We start from the raw sequence: 16281 nt of genomic DNA on the forward strand, positions 1-16281 counted from the left end.
GGAGCTGGTACCAAAAGTAGACTGGCATTGGACTCTTTGCCGTCGCCGTACCGCCATACTTTACGGACAGTTAAATACCATTAAAATCATCTTTCGTTATGATGTTGATTACACCTGCTATCGCATCAGAACCGTACGTTGCTGATGCGCCATTTTTTAATATATCAACGTGTTTTATTGCGGCTAGTGGAATGTTATTAGTATTAACATAATCGGTATCTATTCCATTCGAAAAGGGGAGACAGAGACTCGTATAAGTGTTGAATTGGCTCCTAATCCGCGTTATGAAACGCCAGAACCGCTGTTAACTTTGCCATCATTGCTATTTCTTTGGGTTGAAAAGATCCCTTGCCCTGCGATAGGTAGTTTGGCAAATAAACCGATTAAGTCGGTTACATCGGTTTGGGTAATATCTGCAGACGATAAAGAAGTAACTGGCGAAGGTCCTTCTAAATCGGCTCTTCTAATGTGGGAGCCAGTAATTTGTACCCGTTCTATATTTAGGTCGTTTCTGTCTTGTACCTATACATTCATGGTTGAAGCGACTGCACCGCAATTACTTTCAGGTTTATGTGATTGAGTTTGATGTATGTTCCTAATGTGATCATTATTTCAGATAGACGTTGGAAGACGTCTTAACTGTCAGGTGATGGGAGTAAAACAATCCCAATTGTCAGAGGTGTCCTAGGCGACGAACAACCTTATTTGCAACCGAAGTGAAAATTTCGCACTTATTAACCTAAAGAGTTAACGTTATGACTATGCAGCTGTATGCTGTCCCTTTGGTGATTATTAAATTATCAACAGTGACCGCATAAGCGCCGTTAACTTGCTATTTGTCACGCAGAATACAGGGTACAGTATCCAAAAGGGCAGGAAACTTTAGCCTATATAAACATAAATATCAGTAGGGTACGAAAATGGACGAAAACATAGAGTTAGCCAATAAATCATCTTGTAGCCAATGTGTTGAACATCGAGACTTAGGCTTTGATTTTACAATGGCCTTTCAGCCCATCGTTAATTTTAGGCAACGCAATATATTTGGTTATGAAGCGCTGGCGCGCGGCCTGAATAATGAGTCCGCCTTCTCTGTGATATCCCAAGTTAATCAAAGCAACCTCTATTTATTTGACCAATTGTGCCGTATTAAGGCCATTGCACTAGCCGCTAAACTAGAATTGAATTCAATACTCAGCATTAATTTTCTACCCAATGCCGTATACAAACCTCAACGGTGCATACGGCCTACACTGGATGCTGCACAGAAGTACAATTTTCCTATTAATAAAATCATGTTTGAGTTTACCGAAGGTGAAAAAATACAGGATTCAGAGCATGTCAAAGCAATCGTAGAGTATTATCGCGCGCAGGGGTTTAAAACGGCAATTGACGATTTTGGTGAGGGCTATTCAGGCTTAGGTTTACTGGCGAATTTTCAGACTACAATCGTTAAACTGGACATGGGGCTTATCCGTGGTATTGACACCGATACGGTTCGCCAATCAATAGTTCGTCATTGTGTGAACATGTTTCGTGAGCTAAATATCGAACCTCTCGCGGAGGGAATAGAGACACGCGAAGAAGCAAATTGGCTGTGTGCTGCGGGTATTGATTTGTTGCAAGGCTACTTTTTTGCGAGACCTGGTTTTGAATGTTTGCCGCCAGTGGATTTTAGCGAAATGTGATCTTGTTTACGTAGAAAATAAAAAGCTGGGACAAAATGCAATATCCCAGCTTTTAACTCAGGTTAAGCTAGTAAATATAGTTAGCTAACCGCAACTATTTTACACGCGTTAGTGCCGCCAACGGTTTCCATTGTGTCACCATACGTCATAATGAATAAGTCACCTGTTTCAAGTAGGCCTTTTTCTTTCATGATAGCCACCACGTCTTTGGTTAGCTCACCTGGACTACTGCCGCGAGAATCGAAGAATACAGGCTTAACACCGCGATATAGCGCCATAATGTTTAAGGTCGAGTCATGACGAGACAATGCGTAGATTGGCAACGACGTGGTTATACGCGACATTAAGCGTGGCGTGCTGCCACTTTCAGTTAACGCGACTATCGCTTTTACTGTGCTCAAATGATTCGCTGCGTATACTGCGCTAAGTGCCAACGTTTCGCTTACTGAACTGAAACTCTGGTCCATGCGGTGTTTTGAAATATGAACGCTTGGGTGTGTTTCTGCACCAACGCAAACACGTGCCATCGCAGCCACTGTTTCAACAGGAAATTCACCGGCGGCTGTTTCAGCAGAGAGCATCACTGCGTCAGTGCCATCTAAAACGGCATTAGCCACGTCCATCACTTCTGCACGTGTAGGCATCGGGCTGCTGATCATCGATTCCATCATTTGAGTTGCAGTAATAACTACTTTGTTTAGTTGGCGAGAGCGGGCGATTAACTTCTTTTGCACGCCAACTAACTCAGCATCTCCAATTTCAACACCTAAATCACCACGAGCGACCATGACCGCATCAGATGCTTCAATAATGTCATCGATAGCTTCGTCAGTTGCAACGGCTTCGGCACGTTCTACTTTAGCGCAGATCATGGCATGACAACCGGCTTTTTCTGCTAATTGACGTGCATAACGCAAATCGTCGCCACAGCGGGGAAAAGAGATTGCTAGGTAATCGACTCCAATGATCGCGGCTGTTTTAATATCTTCTTTGTCTTTTTCAGTTAGTGCTTCAGCAGATAAACCACCACCTAACCGATTAATGCCTTTATTATTAGACAATTTGCCCGCTACAGTTACTTCCGTATGAACCTTATTACCGATGACTTCAATGACTTTAAGTTGAATACGTCCGTCATCTAACAATAAAATGTCGTCGGCGTTCACATCGTTAGGTAAAGCTTTATAATCGATACCTACGGCGTGTTGGTCGCCATCGTCACGACCCATATCAGCATCAAGAATAAATTTGTCGCCCATGGCCAGAATAATCGAACCCTGTTTGAACTTGGCTACGCGGATTTTTGGACCTTGCAAATCACCCAAGATTGCAATGTATTTACCAAGCTTTTTCGCTACTTGACGAACCTTATCGGCGCGGTCGATGTGGTCTTGTGCAGTACCATGAGAGAAGTTCATGCGTACTACATTCGCTCCGGCTTGTACTATGCCCTCAATTTGTTCGACTGTGTCTGTTGATGGCCCTAATGTAGCTAAAATTTTGGTTCGTCTTAACATAGTTAATTTGCTCTGGTTGTGGCGCATACTGTTTCAGGAATGCAGGTATTAAATAAAGTTTGCGGTTTTATTCAAATATGCCATGACATTAACGATAGCTCACAAACCACAATTACTGGGTGAATTGATACGCAATCGTATTTTGTATGGCTGTCAGTCGGCGATTATAACAAGTGAAGCTGACAGAATTATTACCGTTTCGTAATTTTATTACGAAAATACTAGATGAATAAGTCGTGATTGTGAAATTTTTTAACATTAAAAGCCAATAAAGTGCGCAAAATAGCGTGAGGTCAGACCAATGGTTGCTAAAAAACACCTTTAATTGTAAGTTTTAATCACTAATCGTTACGTTTATCGAATCTTGAACCACGTAACGTGTCTTTTACACGTTTCAGGTTTTCACGAAATTTGGTGCCTCGGCGCAAGGTGAAACCGGTTGCTAAAATGTCGATTAGCGTCAACTGCGCAATGCGTGATGCCATGGGCATATACATATCTGTATCTTCTGGTACTTCTAATGATAGAACCAAATTACACTCTTTTGCTAAAGGACTATCTTTAGATGTAATACCGACGACTGTTGCGTCGTTACTGCGTGCTATTTGAGCTACTTCAACCAAGCTTTTAGTTCGTCCAGTATGGGAAATTAGCACGATCACATCGTCTTCAGATGAATTCATACAACTCATGCGCTGCATCAATATATCTTCAAAGTAAACCACTGGTACGTTGAACCGAAAGAACTTATTGAGCGCATCGTGTGCCACAGAGGCTGAAGCGCCTAAACCAAAAAATGAAATCTTTTGAGCTTGAGTTAATAGGTCTACTACGCGGTTAATAGTGTTGATATCAACCGACTGACGGGCAACTTCAAGAGACGCCATAGTCGATTCAAAAATCTTTTTTGTGTACTCCTCAGGGCCGTCATCTTCTTCCACATGTCGGTTTACATAGGGAGTACCGTTGGCTAAACTTTGCGCGAGATGTAATTTGAAATCAGGATAGCCTTTGGTATCTAAGCGGCGACAAAAGCGATTGACTGTGGGCTCACTGACGTCCGACATTTTTGCCAAGGCGGCTATGCTGCTGTGGATCGCGATTTGAGGGTTCGCCAAAATGACTTCGGCTACCTTGCGTTCTGACTTACTAAAAGCCAGTTTATGCTGAGTTATTTTTTCAAGAATGTTCATAAGGCCACAGAATTCTTAACTAAAATCATAAAGTAGAAGCAAGAATAACACTGTCGGTGGAAAACTTGGTAACCTTCTTGTAACTTTTTAACAAAAAAGCGCTGTTTTCCAGGTTGAAGAGGTGATTAAAGCGTATAAATCGTCGCCTTTTCTTAACAAACGTTGTAAAATTACAACATTTGTTGTTAACTGTGGGCAAAGATAAGTCATGATTGAAGTGTTATTATTAGCCCAATTCCAATCACGCAATTTCATTAATTAGCAGGTTAAACACAATGACGTTAGATAACTCATCCGCTCCATGCGACTTTGTTCTATTCGGCACTAAGGGTGACTTAGCTCGCCGCAAATTACTTCCGTCGCTTTACCAGTTAGAAAAAGCTCAATTAATGCATGCTGAAACCCACATATTGGGCGTCGCTCGCGATGCCATCAGCTTGCAAGAATATATTGCTCTCGTAAAAGAAAATATTGAAAAATTTGGTGGCGAAGCCCTTTGTGAAGAAACATGGGAGCGCTTTTCTGCCAAGTTGAATTATGTTTGCGTAGATATGAAAAACGCAGATAGCTACAGTGTTTTCGCAGAGCATGTTGATGTTGGCCGCACTATGGTGTGCTACTTCGCAACGCCTCCTTCTATATTTGGTGATATTTGCCGTGGTCTTAAAGCCGCTGATGTTATTGATAAAAGCATGCGCGTTGTGCTTGAAAAACCAATTGGTCACGATTTAGAGTCGTCTAAAGTGATTAACGATCAAGTGGCAGAGTTTTTTGATGAATCACAAATTTATCGTATCGATCATTATCTTGGCAAAGAGACCGTCTTAAATTTGATAGCGCTGCGTTTCGCAAATTCTATTTTCGCTACTAACTGGGATCATAACAGTATTGATCACGTGCAAATTAGTGTAGCTGAATCAGTAGGCATTGAAGGGCGTTGGGGGTATTTTGATACCGCCGGACAAATGCGCGATATGGTGCAAAATCACCTATTACAAATTTTGACTTTGATTGCGATGGAGCCACCGACAACGTTAGATGCAGATAGCATTCGAGGTGAGAAGCTTAAAGTGCTTAAGGCGTTACGCCCGATTAACTCAACTAATATTACCAAGAAAAGTGTTCGTGGTCAGTATATTAGCGGCTTCGTCAAAGGCAAAGAAGTACCTGGTTATTTAGATGAGCCAGATGCCAATCCTCGTAGCGAAACAGAAACATTCGTGGCACTTAAAGTCGATATTGATAATTGGCGTTGGGCAGGCGTACCGTTCTATCTAAGAACAGGTAAACGCTTACCAAATAAAACCAGTGAAGTGGTTATTTACTTTAAACGTCAACCGCATAACTTATTCGAAGATAGTTTCTCTCAGTTACCGCCTAACAAGCTCACGATACGTTTGCAACCTGATGAGGGTGTAGAAGTCACAGTCATGAATAAGGTACCGGGTTTGACGAGTACCGGTGCCATGGATTTACAAAAATCCCGACTGAATTTGAGTTTCTCTGAAGCATTCCAAGACGATCGTATTGCTGATGCTTATGAAAAATTATTGCTCGAAGTGATGCTAGGGAATCAGGCATTATTCGTAAGTCGTGATGAAGTAGAATTTGCCTGGAAATGGGTGGATGGCATCATCGAAGCTTGGGGACACACCAATGAGCCTCCCGAACCTTATCAAGCTGGAACTTGGGGTCCTGTCGCGTCTATTGCGTTACTAGCCCGTGAAGACCGAGCCTGGTATGAAAGCAAAATAGGGAAAAAATAATATGTCATTAAGTGAAAATAATTTTCAGTCGACTGATGAATTAAATGCCACTTTTGCTGAGCGTATTGTGAATATTTTAAAAGCCGGTATCAGCGAAAACGGTCGCGCCAGTTTGATTGTATCTGGTGGTCGCACACCCAAAGCTTTATTTAACTCGCTGTCCAATGTTGATCTTGATTGGTCGAAGGTCGATATCAGCCTTGCAGATGAGCGGTGGGTCGGTGTTGACGACGACGCCAGTAACGAGAAAATGGTTCGCCGAGAGTTGTTAAAGAATAATGCTGCTGCAGCAAATTTTATTGGTCTTAAAACTGAGCACGCGGATGCTAAAGATGCCGTTGAAACCTGTACGGCCAACTTAGCCAATTTACATACGCCTTTTGACGTCTTGATCTTGGGTATGGGAGAGGACGGTCACACGGCTTCATTATTCCCTTGCTCAGAGCAAATTCATCAAGGTCTGGATCAAGGCGCGCGCCGAACATATATCGCGGTGCAACCGACGACAGCACCGAATCAACGCATGTCGTTAACTTTGCCTGCTCTGCTAAACAGTAAGAATATTTTCTTGCACTTAACAGGCGTAAGTAAGAAGCAAGTATTAGACGAAGCGATTAAAGGTGGCGACGAGCATGCTATGCCCATTCGCGCTGTGCTAAACAATGCCGATGTTGAACTAATGTGGGCACCCTAGGAGAAAATTATGAATTCCATTATCCAAGAAGTTACCCAGCGCATTATTGAACGCAGCAAAGGCTCACGTAAAGCGTACCTCGATAAAATTGAAAAAGCGCGTTTACAAGGACCACATCGCGGCACCTTATCCTGCGGTAATTTAGCGCACGGCTTTGCTGCATGTGGTACTGAAGATAAAGCTGATTTGCGCAGCATGACCAAATCAAATATTGCGATTATTTCCTCATACAACGATATGTTGTCTGCGCATCAGCCGTACCATGATTACCCTGAAATTTTGAAAAAGGCTATTCATCAGGTTGGTAGCGTGGCGCAGTTTGCTGGCGGCGTGCCTGCGATGTGTGACGGGGTAACCCAAGGTAACGCGGGCATGGACCTAAGCTTAATGAGCCGTGACGTGATAGCCATGTCAACTGCCGTTGCTTTGTCGCACAATATGTTTGATGGCACTTTGATGCTGGGTATTTGTGACAAAATCGTCCCTGGTTTATTGATTGGGGGTCTTAGTTTCGGGCATTTACCTACTATTTTTGTACCCGCAGGCCCTATGCCATCGGGTATTCCAAATAAAGAAAAGGCCCGTGTACGTCAAATGTACGCGGAAGGTAAAGTTGGTCGTGAAGAGTTACTTGAAGCTGAATCACAGTCTTATCACTCAGCCGGTACATGTACTTTTTACGGTACAGCGAACAGTAACCAGTTAGTAGTTGAAACCATGGGCTTACATTTACCAGGTTCTTCTTTTGTTAATCCTGGCACACCTTTGCGTGAAGCATTGACCGATGCTGCAGCGCGTCAAGTGACGCGCATTACTGACCTAGGCGAAGATTATCGCCCAATCGGTCATATCGTAGATGCTAAAGCTATCGTAAACGGCTTGGTGGCCTTATTAGCAACAGGTGGTTCAACCAACCACACCATGCATTTAGTTGCTGTGGCACGTGCCGCTGGTTACACCATTAATTGGGATGATTTTTCTGATATCTCTGATGCTGTGCCGCTACTCACGCGTATTTATCCCAACGGTTCTGCCGATATCAACCATTTCACCGCAGCCGGTGGTATGGCATTGTTGTTCCGAGAATTATTAAACGCCGGTTTACTGCACAATGATGTTAAAACCATCTGTGGTGATGGTCTTGAACGATATACTCAAGAGCCAATGCTTGAACACGGCGAACTCGTATGGCGAGATGGTCCTACTGAGTCATTCGACAAGCAAGTGGTTGCCACTGTGGCTGAACCCTTTAAGCCTGATGGCGGTTTATCAGTATTGACAGGTAACTTGGGTCGAGCCGTTATGAAAACCTCGGCATTGCGTGAGCCTCATTGCATTATAAAAGCTCCTGCCGTTGTCTTCGAAGATCAGTTTGAATTGGCAGCTGCTTTTAAAGCAGGCGATTTAGACAAAGATTGTATTGTTGTGGTGCGTTTCCAAGGTCCTTCAGCCATTGGTATGCCTGAACTACACAGCTTGACGCCACCTTTGGGCGTATTGCAAGACAAAGGCTTTAAGGTGGCATTAGTCACTGATGGTCGTATGTCAGGTGCTTCAGGTAAAGTACCTGCTGCCATCCATTTGACCCCTGAAGCTATTAAGGGCGGCCTGATAGCCAAAGTTCAAAACGATGATGTTATCGAGCTTAATACCCAAACAGGTCATATCACCCTACATGTTGATGAAGCTACGTTGACTGCCCGCGAAGCGAGAGTAACGGACGTTGCTTCTCACCAAATTGGCATGGGCCGTGAAATGTTTGCTGGGATGCGTTCTACTCTAACGGGTGCAGAGCAGGGCGCTTGTTCACTTTTCGTCGGACAGGATGATTAATCGTGACAACTAATTTCGTTGCGGATATTGGGGGAACCAATATCCGTTTAGCTCAAGTTATCGACGGTCAAGTGGCTGATATTCGCAAATATCTGTGTGCAGATTTCGACACATTAACCGATGCTATTAAGCAGTACTTTTCGGAATTCCCAGCTACACAATTTGGTGCTGGCTGTTTAGCTATTGCTTGTCCCGTTAGCGGCGACATTGTCAAAATGACCAATCACACGTGGGCTTTTTCTATTCAAGCTGTGCAAAGTGAATTGGGCTTAAAATGGCTAGGGGTCATCAATGACTTTGCGTCGGTAGCACATTCATTACCTAGATTGGACGACAGCCAAAAGGTGCAAATTGGTCAAGGCGAAGCTGTGCCCGACGCTAATATTGCCGTGTTTGGACCTGGAACCGGTTTAGGTGTTGAACACTTAACCTGTACTGATAGCGTATGGAAAGCGCTTGATGGAGAAGGTGGACACGTTGATTTTTCAGCTGTCGATGAAAATGACATCGCTATTTTGCGCTTTTTAACTAAAAAGTTAGGCCATGCCTCAGCAGAAGAAGTGATGTCAGGAAGAGGAATTGTCCATATCTATCAGGGGTTGGCAGCGGCTAAAAATGTACCGTCAGAGTACAGTGATGCTGCAGATATAACCTCTCGGGCAATTGATAATAGTTGCGCCTTGTGCCGAGAAACACTTGAGCAGTTTTGTCGCATCATGGGAAGCTTTGCAGGCAATTTAGCGCTGAATTTGTGTACCCGTGGTGGTGTTTATATCGGCGGCGGAATTGCATCTCGATTTGTAGAATTTATCGAGAAAAGCGAATTTCGCGCGCGCTTTGAAGCAAAAGGCCGGTTTCGTGATTACGTTGCCAGCATACCTACATACATTATAACAGAGCCCGATCACGGTTTAATCGGCGCGATGGCATACCTACAACAGCATTATAAAGGTTAACTACAATGACAAAAAATTGGAAAGTTTCTTCAGAAGAAGTCTTTAGTTCAGGACCATTGGTTCCTGTACTGGTTATTAAAGATGTGAAGCACGCCGTACCTCTAGCTAAAGCGCTAATTGCAGGTGGCATACGCGTACTAGAAGTGACTTTACGTACCGCAGCAGCACTTGACGTGATCAAAGCTATTGCCACAGAAGTACCTGACGCCATAATTGGTGCTGGCACAGTGACCAACGCAAAGCAATTAGCAGAAGTAGAAGCGGCCGGCGCAATGTTCGCGATTAGCCCAGGCATGACATCTGATCTTCTTGACGCGGGTAATAAAGGTGGTATCGCCCTTATTCCTGGGATCTCATCTATTTCTGAATTGATGCGCGGCATCGATTTTGGTTACACCCACTTCAAATTTTTCCCAGCGGAAGCATCTGGTGGTGTTAAAGCAATTAAAGCGATCGGCGGACCTTTCCCTGATATCGCCTTTTGTCCTACTGGTGGCATAAGCCCAACTAACTACCTTGAGTACCTATCGTTGCCTAACGTGCGTTGCGCGGGTGGTTCTTGGTTAGCGCCTGATGACGCAGTCGAGTCGGGTGATTGGGCTCGTATCACCGAACTAGCTAAGCAGGCAGTAGCAGGCGCAGCGGGTATCAAATAACATCATATGCGATGTTGTAAACAAGGCCACTGATGTGGCCTTTTTTGTATATTGGATTTAACCTCTAAGTTTGCCTTTAACCGATTACAATCAGCGCATTACTTATCAAACGCTGGTCGGCTATCTCTCATCAGAATATCTAATGCCCGTTGCGCTTTGATGGGGTTGGCTAAATCTTTCTCCTCGAGCATTTCACATTCATCGTTGAGCATTTGCTTGATCGTAACAGGATAGGATCTGCAGTCATCAGGCCGGTCGTAATAGATATCGCAAGTGTAAATATCTTTTTGATTGGAGTTTCCGGACTCAGCTGAAATTACGCGCAAAAAAGGGCATTGATTCAGTAGCTTACCCGTTTGTGGACTTGCCCAAATTAAGCCCTTTTTGACATATTGCGCAATGTCTGGGCGAAATAATTCCCACATATCTATCTCACTGTCTGTGACTGATAAACCGCCGTCTGCGTATTGGGTACAGCATTTTCCACATTGGGTGCATTCTTTCAATTTATATTAGCGCGTCAAAGAATAGTAAGGGGAGTGTAGCAAAGAAAACGCTAAGATGAGCGAGCTCATCTTAGCGACAATAAGAGACCTAACGATTTTAAGGTGAATAAAAATAGGTGGTGAACCTACGGAGTCTTAATCTTGGTTTAGGGGCACTAGCGCCGGAGCGTTGAATTTAATACCGTTCCAACCTGTATTCATAAAATTACGGATGTTACCGTGATCGTTGCCTTCAGGATGTTGCACAACATCGTTTCGATAAAAGGTACCAAATAAACTCAAGGTTTCAAATTCGGATAGTTGATTTAGCAGCGCAAAGTAAAATATTTTACATGAGCCCTCGTTGCTACCTTTTTCATTGACTAAATCACCGTTGGTGAAAGCTGTTGCTGAATATTGATAATTTTGTTGGATCACATTGATTACTTGGCTGAACTCAACATTTTTAGCTTGAGTTTGCACTTGGGTGATCAGATCGTCTTTGGTCATGAAAGTCCTAAATTATACTGAGAAATAACAAAGGCAATTTCGACTGAAATTACCTTTGTAAATTATATTAAAGCTTATATTACAGTGTTAAAACAAAGACTTTAGAATTGCGTTGGAAGTTATACAGCAATTTCTTTTTAGCGGGCAAGTCGTCCAATGAGGCAAGCACGAAACCTTGCTCTAAAAACCAATGAGAGGTTACAGTGGTTAAACAGAAGATAGACTTTAGCCCTTGTATTTTTGCTTGCTCACGAATGGCGTTCAGTAGACGTTCACCGCGATTACCGCCGCGATAATCAGTATGAGTCGCAACACATGCTAATTCGCCACATTGTTCTTCAGCGTAGGGATATAAAGCAGCGCAAGCTATTGTCATACCGTCGCGTTCGATAATAGTAAACTGTTCAATTTCACGCTCTAGAATTTCTCTGGAGCGTTTGACCAAAACCCCTTTTTCTTCCAGCGGGTTAATTAGATTCAATATGCCACCCACATCTTCGATCGTCGCGCTACGAAGTTGTTCATAATAACTTTGCGATATCAACGAACCAGCACCATCCCGGGTGAACAATTCTTGTAGTAAGGCACCGTCTTGACCATAGCTAACGCAATGGCAACGACTTACCCCAGATTCGAGGCTGTCGATAATGGTTTGAATAGTGTGTTTTTCTGCGTGGAAATGGGTTTGCTCGAGCATGGGATACAATGAATTAAGTTGTATATTACGTAACAATCGACCTGTTTCATCCACTAAACCATCTTTTTGTGAAAAGATAATCAGCTTGTCAGCTTTAAGTGCTTTAACGGCATTTGTCGCTACATCTTCGTGACTCAAATTAAATACTTCGCCAGTAGGGGAATACCCCATAGGCGGTAATAATACGATCGAGCCATCTTCAAGATGATCATTAATACCCGTGACATCGATGCGTCGCACTAAACCAGTATGTTCGTAATCTACGCCGTTGCGCACGCCAATAGGCATAGCGACGACTAAGTTACCGGAACAAACGCGTATTTGTGCACCGTGCATTGGGGAATTGGCTAAACCCATGGTTAACAGTGCTTCAATTTGCGAGCGCACTGATCCCGCAGCATCTTTCACACATTCCAAGGTTTGTTTATCAGTAATTCGCAAATCTTCACAAAAGCGCGGTTCTACATGTCGCAAAGCAACACGTTGATCGATCTGCGGACGTGCCCCGTGAACCAAAATTAATCTTACGCCCAAGCTGTTTAACAGGGCGATATCTTGAATAATGTTGGCGAAGTTTGCATCTTCAACCGCTTCACCACCAAACATTAATACAAAGGTTTTACCCCTGTGAGCGTTAATGTAAGGCGCTGAATTGCGAAAAAGCTTTACGCTGTCATTGTGTGAAAGTACCACGTGTTTTCCTTACGCTTTACACTGCTATTTTGTCAGCGATGCTTTTGCGTTAGCTAGTGCCGCCAGCACAGGTTTTATACCTGTTCCGCCTAGTATGTCGCGCTTATTTACCAAGTACTCAAGTTGAAGAACAGGATATACGTCATCTTCAATCACAGGTGAGTAAACTTTAAGTTCGGGAATACTAAGTTCTTCGATGGCTTTTTTCTTTTCAAGCGCATCAAGTACCACACGTCCAGAAATATCATGGGCCGTTCTAAATGGAATGCCTTTATCCACAAGGTAGTCAGCTAACTCAGTGGCATTGGCGTAACCTTCACGGGCTGCTTTTGCACAACGTTCGCTATCGAGTTTAATACTATCGATGACTTCACAAGCTATACGCAGACAGATATGCCATTGGTTGGTGGCATCAAACAAGCCTTCTTTATCTTCTTGCATGTCTTTGTTATATGCCAAGGGCAAGCCTTTCATAGTGACGAGCATCGCTTGTAAGCTACCAAATACTCGACCACATTTACCGCGCATTAACTCTAATGCATCAGGATTCTTTTTCTGGGGCATTAATGATGAGCCAGAGGTAACTGCGTCGCCCAGTTGAATAAAACCTGCTTCGCCAGAGTTATAGAATATTAGGTCTTCGGCCATACGAGATAAATGCATCATGCTTGTGCTGGCAACAAATAATAATTCTAAAACATAGTCTCGGTCAGATACGGCATCTAGGCTATTTACACAGGGACTATCGAAGCCAAGTTCTTCAGCGATAGTCTGACGATCGATTGGGTAAGTCGTGCCTGCTAATGCACCGCTGCCAAGTGGGCATTGGTTCAAACGAACTTTTAAATCTTGAAGACGACTCAAATCACGTTTAAGCATTTCAACATAGGCTAAACACCAATGCGGATAACGCACGGGTTGAGCACGTTGTAAATGGGTATAGCCTGGTAATATCACATCTTGATTCGCTTCAGCGTTACCAACCAGAGAGGCAATCACCGCTTGTACATCTTCGACTAGCAATTCTACATGCTCGCGCGTCCATAGACGAAAATCTGTCGCGACCTGATCGTTACGACTACGGCCTGTATGTAGCTTACGCGCTACATCGCCGAGTTGCTCGATCAAGGTTGCTTCAACGAAGCTGTGAATATCTTCTTCACTACTTGCATCAAAATCGAGCTCATTTGCATCGGCTTTAACGAGTAAGGCATTGAGTGCCTCTTCAAGTTGTTGCTGTTCCTCTTGAGTCAGTACACCTGCTTTGGCGATAGCACGAGACCAAGCAATTGAGCCACGAATATCTTGGCTCGCGAGTACTCGATCAAAAGGCAATGAGTCGTTAACAGTGCGAAACATCGCACTGCTCCCGTCTTGAAAACGTCCGCCCCACAAGCTCATTATTCGATACCTGTATTTTTAAATGGAATGCCTTTTTTATTTAACGCACCGATACGGCTCGATAGGCTGTATAAACGGATAAATCCTTCAGCATGACTTTGGTCGTATACATCATCGGCGCCGAAGGTCGCGAAATCTTCAGAGTACAAACTGTTAGGTGAACGACGTTGCGTAACAGTGGCTTGGCCTTTATATAACTTAACTACGATGTCGCCAGTTACTTGCTCAGCAAAGCTTGCTGCACCAGCCAATAACGCGTCATTGAGGGGGGTAAACCAGCGCCCGTCATACATAACATGTGAGAATTCTAGACCGATCTGCTCGCGGTATTTAAGGGCAGCTTTATCCAGAACTAGGCTTTCTAGTGCTTTGTACGCCGCTAACATAACGGTGCCGCCTGGGGTTTCGTAACATCCCCGTGATTTCATGCCGACTAAACGGTTTTCGACGATATCTATACGGCCAACGCCGTGAGCGGCAGCTAACGTATTTAATGTTACCAAACACTGATATGGGCTAAGCGCTTCACCGTTGACTTTAACCATACGACCATGTTCGAAGCTAACTTCCACTCGTTCAGGCGTATTTGGTGCATCTTCTGGTGAAACGGTCATGGTCCAGACTTCTTTACTTGGCTCACACCATGGATCTTCTAACTCACCACCTTCGTGAGATATATGCCAAGCATTTGCATCTCGGCTGTATATTTTAGTCGCAGAAGCAGTGGTTTTGATATCACGCTCAGCTAGGTAGTCTAGCAAGTCTTCGCGAGAAACCATGTCCCACTCACGCCAAGGCGCGATAACAGTTAGTTCTGGGGCCAAGGCAGCGAAAGTACCCTCGAAGCGTACTTGGTCGTTACCTTTACCGGTACAACCATGGCATAACGCATCTGCACCGACTTTACGGGCAATTTCAACTTGGGCTTTGGCTATAATTGGACGTGCCATAGACGTACCCAATAAGTACTGACCTTCGTAAACCGCGCCTGTTGTGATAGTTGGATAGATGTAATCAGAAACAAACTCTTCTTTTAGATCAACGATGTAGCACTCGCTAGCACCGGTTTTAATGGCTTTTTCTCGTAGCCCTTCTAATTCTTCGTCGCCTTGACCAACATCTGCTGCAAAAGCAATTACTTCACAATCGTAGTTCTCTTTTAACCAAGGAATAATCGCCGATGTATCTAAACCACCTGAGTAGGCTAATACCACTTTCTTAATGTTTTTCTTGCTCATTGTCTTTACCTAAAAAATGTTAAATGGGGTTATGCCGCGCCGCCTAGAATATGCACTAAAATGGCATTCTGGGCGTGCATTCTGTTTTCTGCTTGCTGCATCAAAAGTGATTGCTCTGAATCAATCAAGGTACCGCTAATTTCTAAGTCGCGATGGGCAGGCTGACAGTGCATAACGTATTGCGCACCAGTCGATTGCATCATCGCTTCATCAATTTTATATTTACCAAAGGCCTGTTTAATGGTTTCAATTGGGGTTTCGTCACCCATTGAAATCCACGTATCAGTATAGAGAGCGTGGGCGCCGTTGGCCGCATTTATATCGGTACTTATAACCAACTTGCCACCATTTTCGGCCGCCTTTTGCTCAGTTAACGCAACGATTTTTGGATCAACTTCGTATCCAGGAGGCGTAATCACTACGACTTCACAGCCTAATGCTACGCCGACAATCATTAAAGAATGTGTCACGTTGTTGCCATCACCGATATACGCTAGTTTAACGTTGCTCAGATCGCCAAAGCGTTCTGTTAGTGTTAAGTAATCTGCCATGGCTTGGCAAGGATGATACATGTCGCACAATGCATTAATAACCGGTACTTTAGCGGCACTGGCTAGCTCTTCCAGTGTAGAGTGAGCAAATACACGAGCGACAATAGCATCAGCCCAACACGCAAGGTTGTTACCCATGTCTTTGGTGTCTTCACGGCCAGCCAATTTATTGGATTGGCTGTCTAAATAAACCAAATGCCCACCCAATTTATGAATGCCAATATCGAAGCTGACACGGGTTCGTAAAGAAGGCTTTTCGAATAAAGCGACAATCGATTTACCCGCTAGAGCTTGTCGATAATCAGCTGGATTATTCTTAATGGTGATAGCCAATTGTAATAGCGCATTGAGGTCTTTTGCTGACCAATCAGTGAACGACAGTAGATCCTTTTTCATGGAGGTA

General features: G+C 43.8%; 16 protein-coding genes. 7 read left to right on the top strand and 9 right to left on the bottom strand.

From position 1 onward, the window contains the following. Positions 1–70: 70 nt before the first annotated feature. Entirely contained in the window at positions 71–286 is a 216-nt protein-coding gene (locus GQR89_RS21695) for a TonB-dependent receptor plug domain-containing protein (RefSeq protein WP_370461065.1), read from the bottom strand. Between GQR89_RS21695 and GQR89_RS21465 the strand changes: the two genes are divergently transcribed. Both GQR89_RS21465 and GQR89_RS04210 read left to right on the top strand, forming a co-directional pair. Continuing rightward, on the top strand, positions 266–580 hold the full coding sequence (locus GQR89_RS21465) for a hypothetical protein (RefSeq protein ID WP_233269077.1): 315 nt from the start codon (positions 266–268) through the stop codon (positions 578–580). The genes GQR89_RS21695 and GQR89_RS21465 overlap by 21 nt on opposite strands. A 340-nt stretch (positions 581–920) precedes the next feature. Next, positions 921–1688, top strand: a complete 768-nt coding sequence (locus GQR89_RS04210) for an EAL domain-containing protein (RefSeq protein WP_158768906.1) — start codon at positions 921–923, stop codon at positions 1686–1688. 80 nt (positions 1689–1768) lie between these two features. On the opposite strand, the gene pyk is transcribed toward GQR89_RS04210, so the two are convergent. Beyond that, positions 1769–3205 carry a pyruvate kinase gene (gene pyk / locus GQR89_RS04215; RefSeq protein ID WP_158768907.1) on the bottom strand — a complete coding sequence of 479 codons (1437 nt, stop codon included), beginning with the start codon at positions 3203–3205 and terminating at the stop codon, positions 1769–1771. 341 nt (positions 3206–3546) lie between these two features. Beyond that, positions 3547–4398: a MurR/RpiR family transcriptional regulator gene (locus GQR89_RS04220; RefSeq protein ID WP_158768908.1), complete on the bottom strand. Its 852-nt coding sequence runs from the start codon at positions 4396–4398 to the stop codon at positions 3547–3549. A 275-nt stretch (positions 4399–4673) separates the two neighbouring features. Here GQR89_RS04220 and zwf point away from each other — a divergent pair, with 275 nt between their 5' ends. From zwf to GQR89_RS04245, 5 genes are read left to right on the top strand one after another with little or no spacing between them, the layout of a single operon-like run. Further along, positions 4674–6164, top strand: coding sequence for a glucose-6-phosphate dehydrogenase (zwf, locus tag GQR89_RS04225; protein ID WP_158768909.1), 1491 nt, complete (start codon positions 4674–4676; stop codon positions 6162–6164). Between the two features lies 1 nt (position 6165). Next, a complete protein-coding gene (gene pgl / locus GQR89_RS04230) occupies positions 6166–6858 on the top strand; it encodes a 6-phosphogluconolactonase (RefSeq protein WP_158768910.1) in 693 nt (230 codons plus the stop codon). Between the two features lie 9 nt (positions 6859–6867). Further along, on the top strand, positions 6868–8691 hold the full coding sequence (gene edd, locus GQR89_RS04235; protein ID WP_158768911.1) for a phosphogluconate dehydratase: 1824 nt from the start codon (positions 6868–6870) through the stop codon (positions 8689–8691). Positions 8692–8693: 2 nt separating this feature from the next. Continuing rightward, entirely contained in the window at positions 8694–9647 is a 954-nt protein-coding gene (locus GQR89_RS04240; RefSeq protein ID WP_158768912.1) for a glucokinase, read from the top strand. 5 nt (positions 9648–9652) lie between these two features. Then, entirely contained in the window at positions 9653–10303 is a 651-nt protein-coding gene (locus GQR89_RS04245; protein WP_158768913.1) for a bifunctional 4-hydroxy-2-oxoglutarate aldolase/2-dehydro-3-deoxy-phosphogluconate aldolase, read from the top strand. A gap of 98 nt (positions 10304–10401) precedes the next feature. On the opposite strand, the gene GQR89_RS04250 is transcribed toward GQR89_RS04245, so the two are convergent. The 6 genes from GQR89_RS04250 to GQR89_RS04275 all read right to left on the bottom strand — a co-directional run bounded on the left by GQR89_RS04250 (position 10402) and on the right by GQR89_RS04275 (position 16274). Next, the gene (locus tag GQR89_RS04250) at positions 10402–10809 is read right to left on the bottom strand and encodes a YkgJ family cysteine cluster protein (RefSeq protein ID WP_158768914.1); all 408 of its coding nucleotides are present in this window, start codon (positions 10807–10809) and stop codon (positions 10402–10404) included. A gap of 135 nt (positions 10810–10944) precedes the next feature. After that, positions 10945–11298, bottom strand: coding sequence for a HopJ type III effector protein (locus GQR89_RS04255; RefSeq protein WP_158768915.1), 354 nt, complete (start codon positions 11296–11298; stop codon positions 10945–10947). A 79-nt stretch (positions 11299–11377) separates the two neighbouring features. Then, a complete protein-coding gene (gene argA / locus GQR89_RS04260; protein ID WP_158768916.1) occupies positions 11378–12688 on the bottom strand; it encodes an amino-acid N-acetyltransferase in 1311 nt (436 codons plus the stop codon). A 24-nt stretch (positions 12689–12712) separates the two neighbouring features. Next, entirely contained in the window at positions 12713–14089 is a 1377-nt protein-coding gene (gene argH, locus GQR89_RS04265; RefSeq protein ID WP_158768917.1) for an argininosuccinate lyase, read from the bottom strand. After that, on the bottom strand, positions 14089–15327 hold the full coding sequence (locus GQR89_RS04270) for an argininosuccinate synthase (RefSeq protein WP_158768918.1): 1239 nt from the start codon (positions 15325–15327) through the stop codon (positions 14089–14091). The genes argH and GQR89_RS04270 overlap by 1 nt, the downstream gene beginning before the upstream one ends. Before the next feature lie 29 nt (positions 15328–15356). Then, positions 15357–16274: an ornithine carbamoyltransferase gene (locus GQR89_RS04275; protein WP_158768919.1), complete on the bottom strand. Its 918-nt coding sequence runs from the start codon at positions 16272–16274 to the stop codon at positions 15357–15359. Positions 16275–16281: the final 7 nt, after the last annotated feature.

This window comes from Paraglaciecola sp. L1A13, assembly GCF_009796745.1.
Classification (GTDB): Bacteria; Pseudomonadota; Gammaproteobacteria; order Enterobacterales; family Alteromonadaceae; genus Paraglaciecola.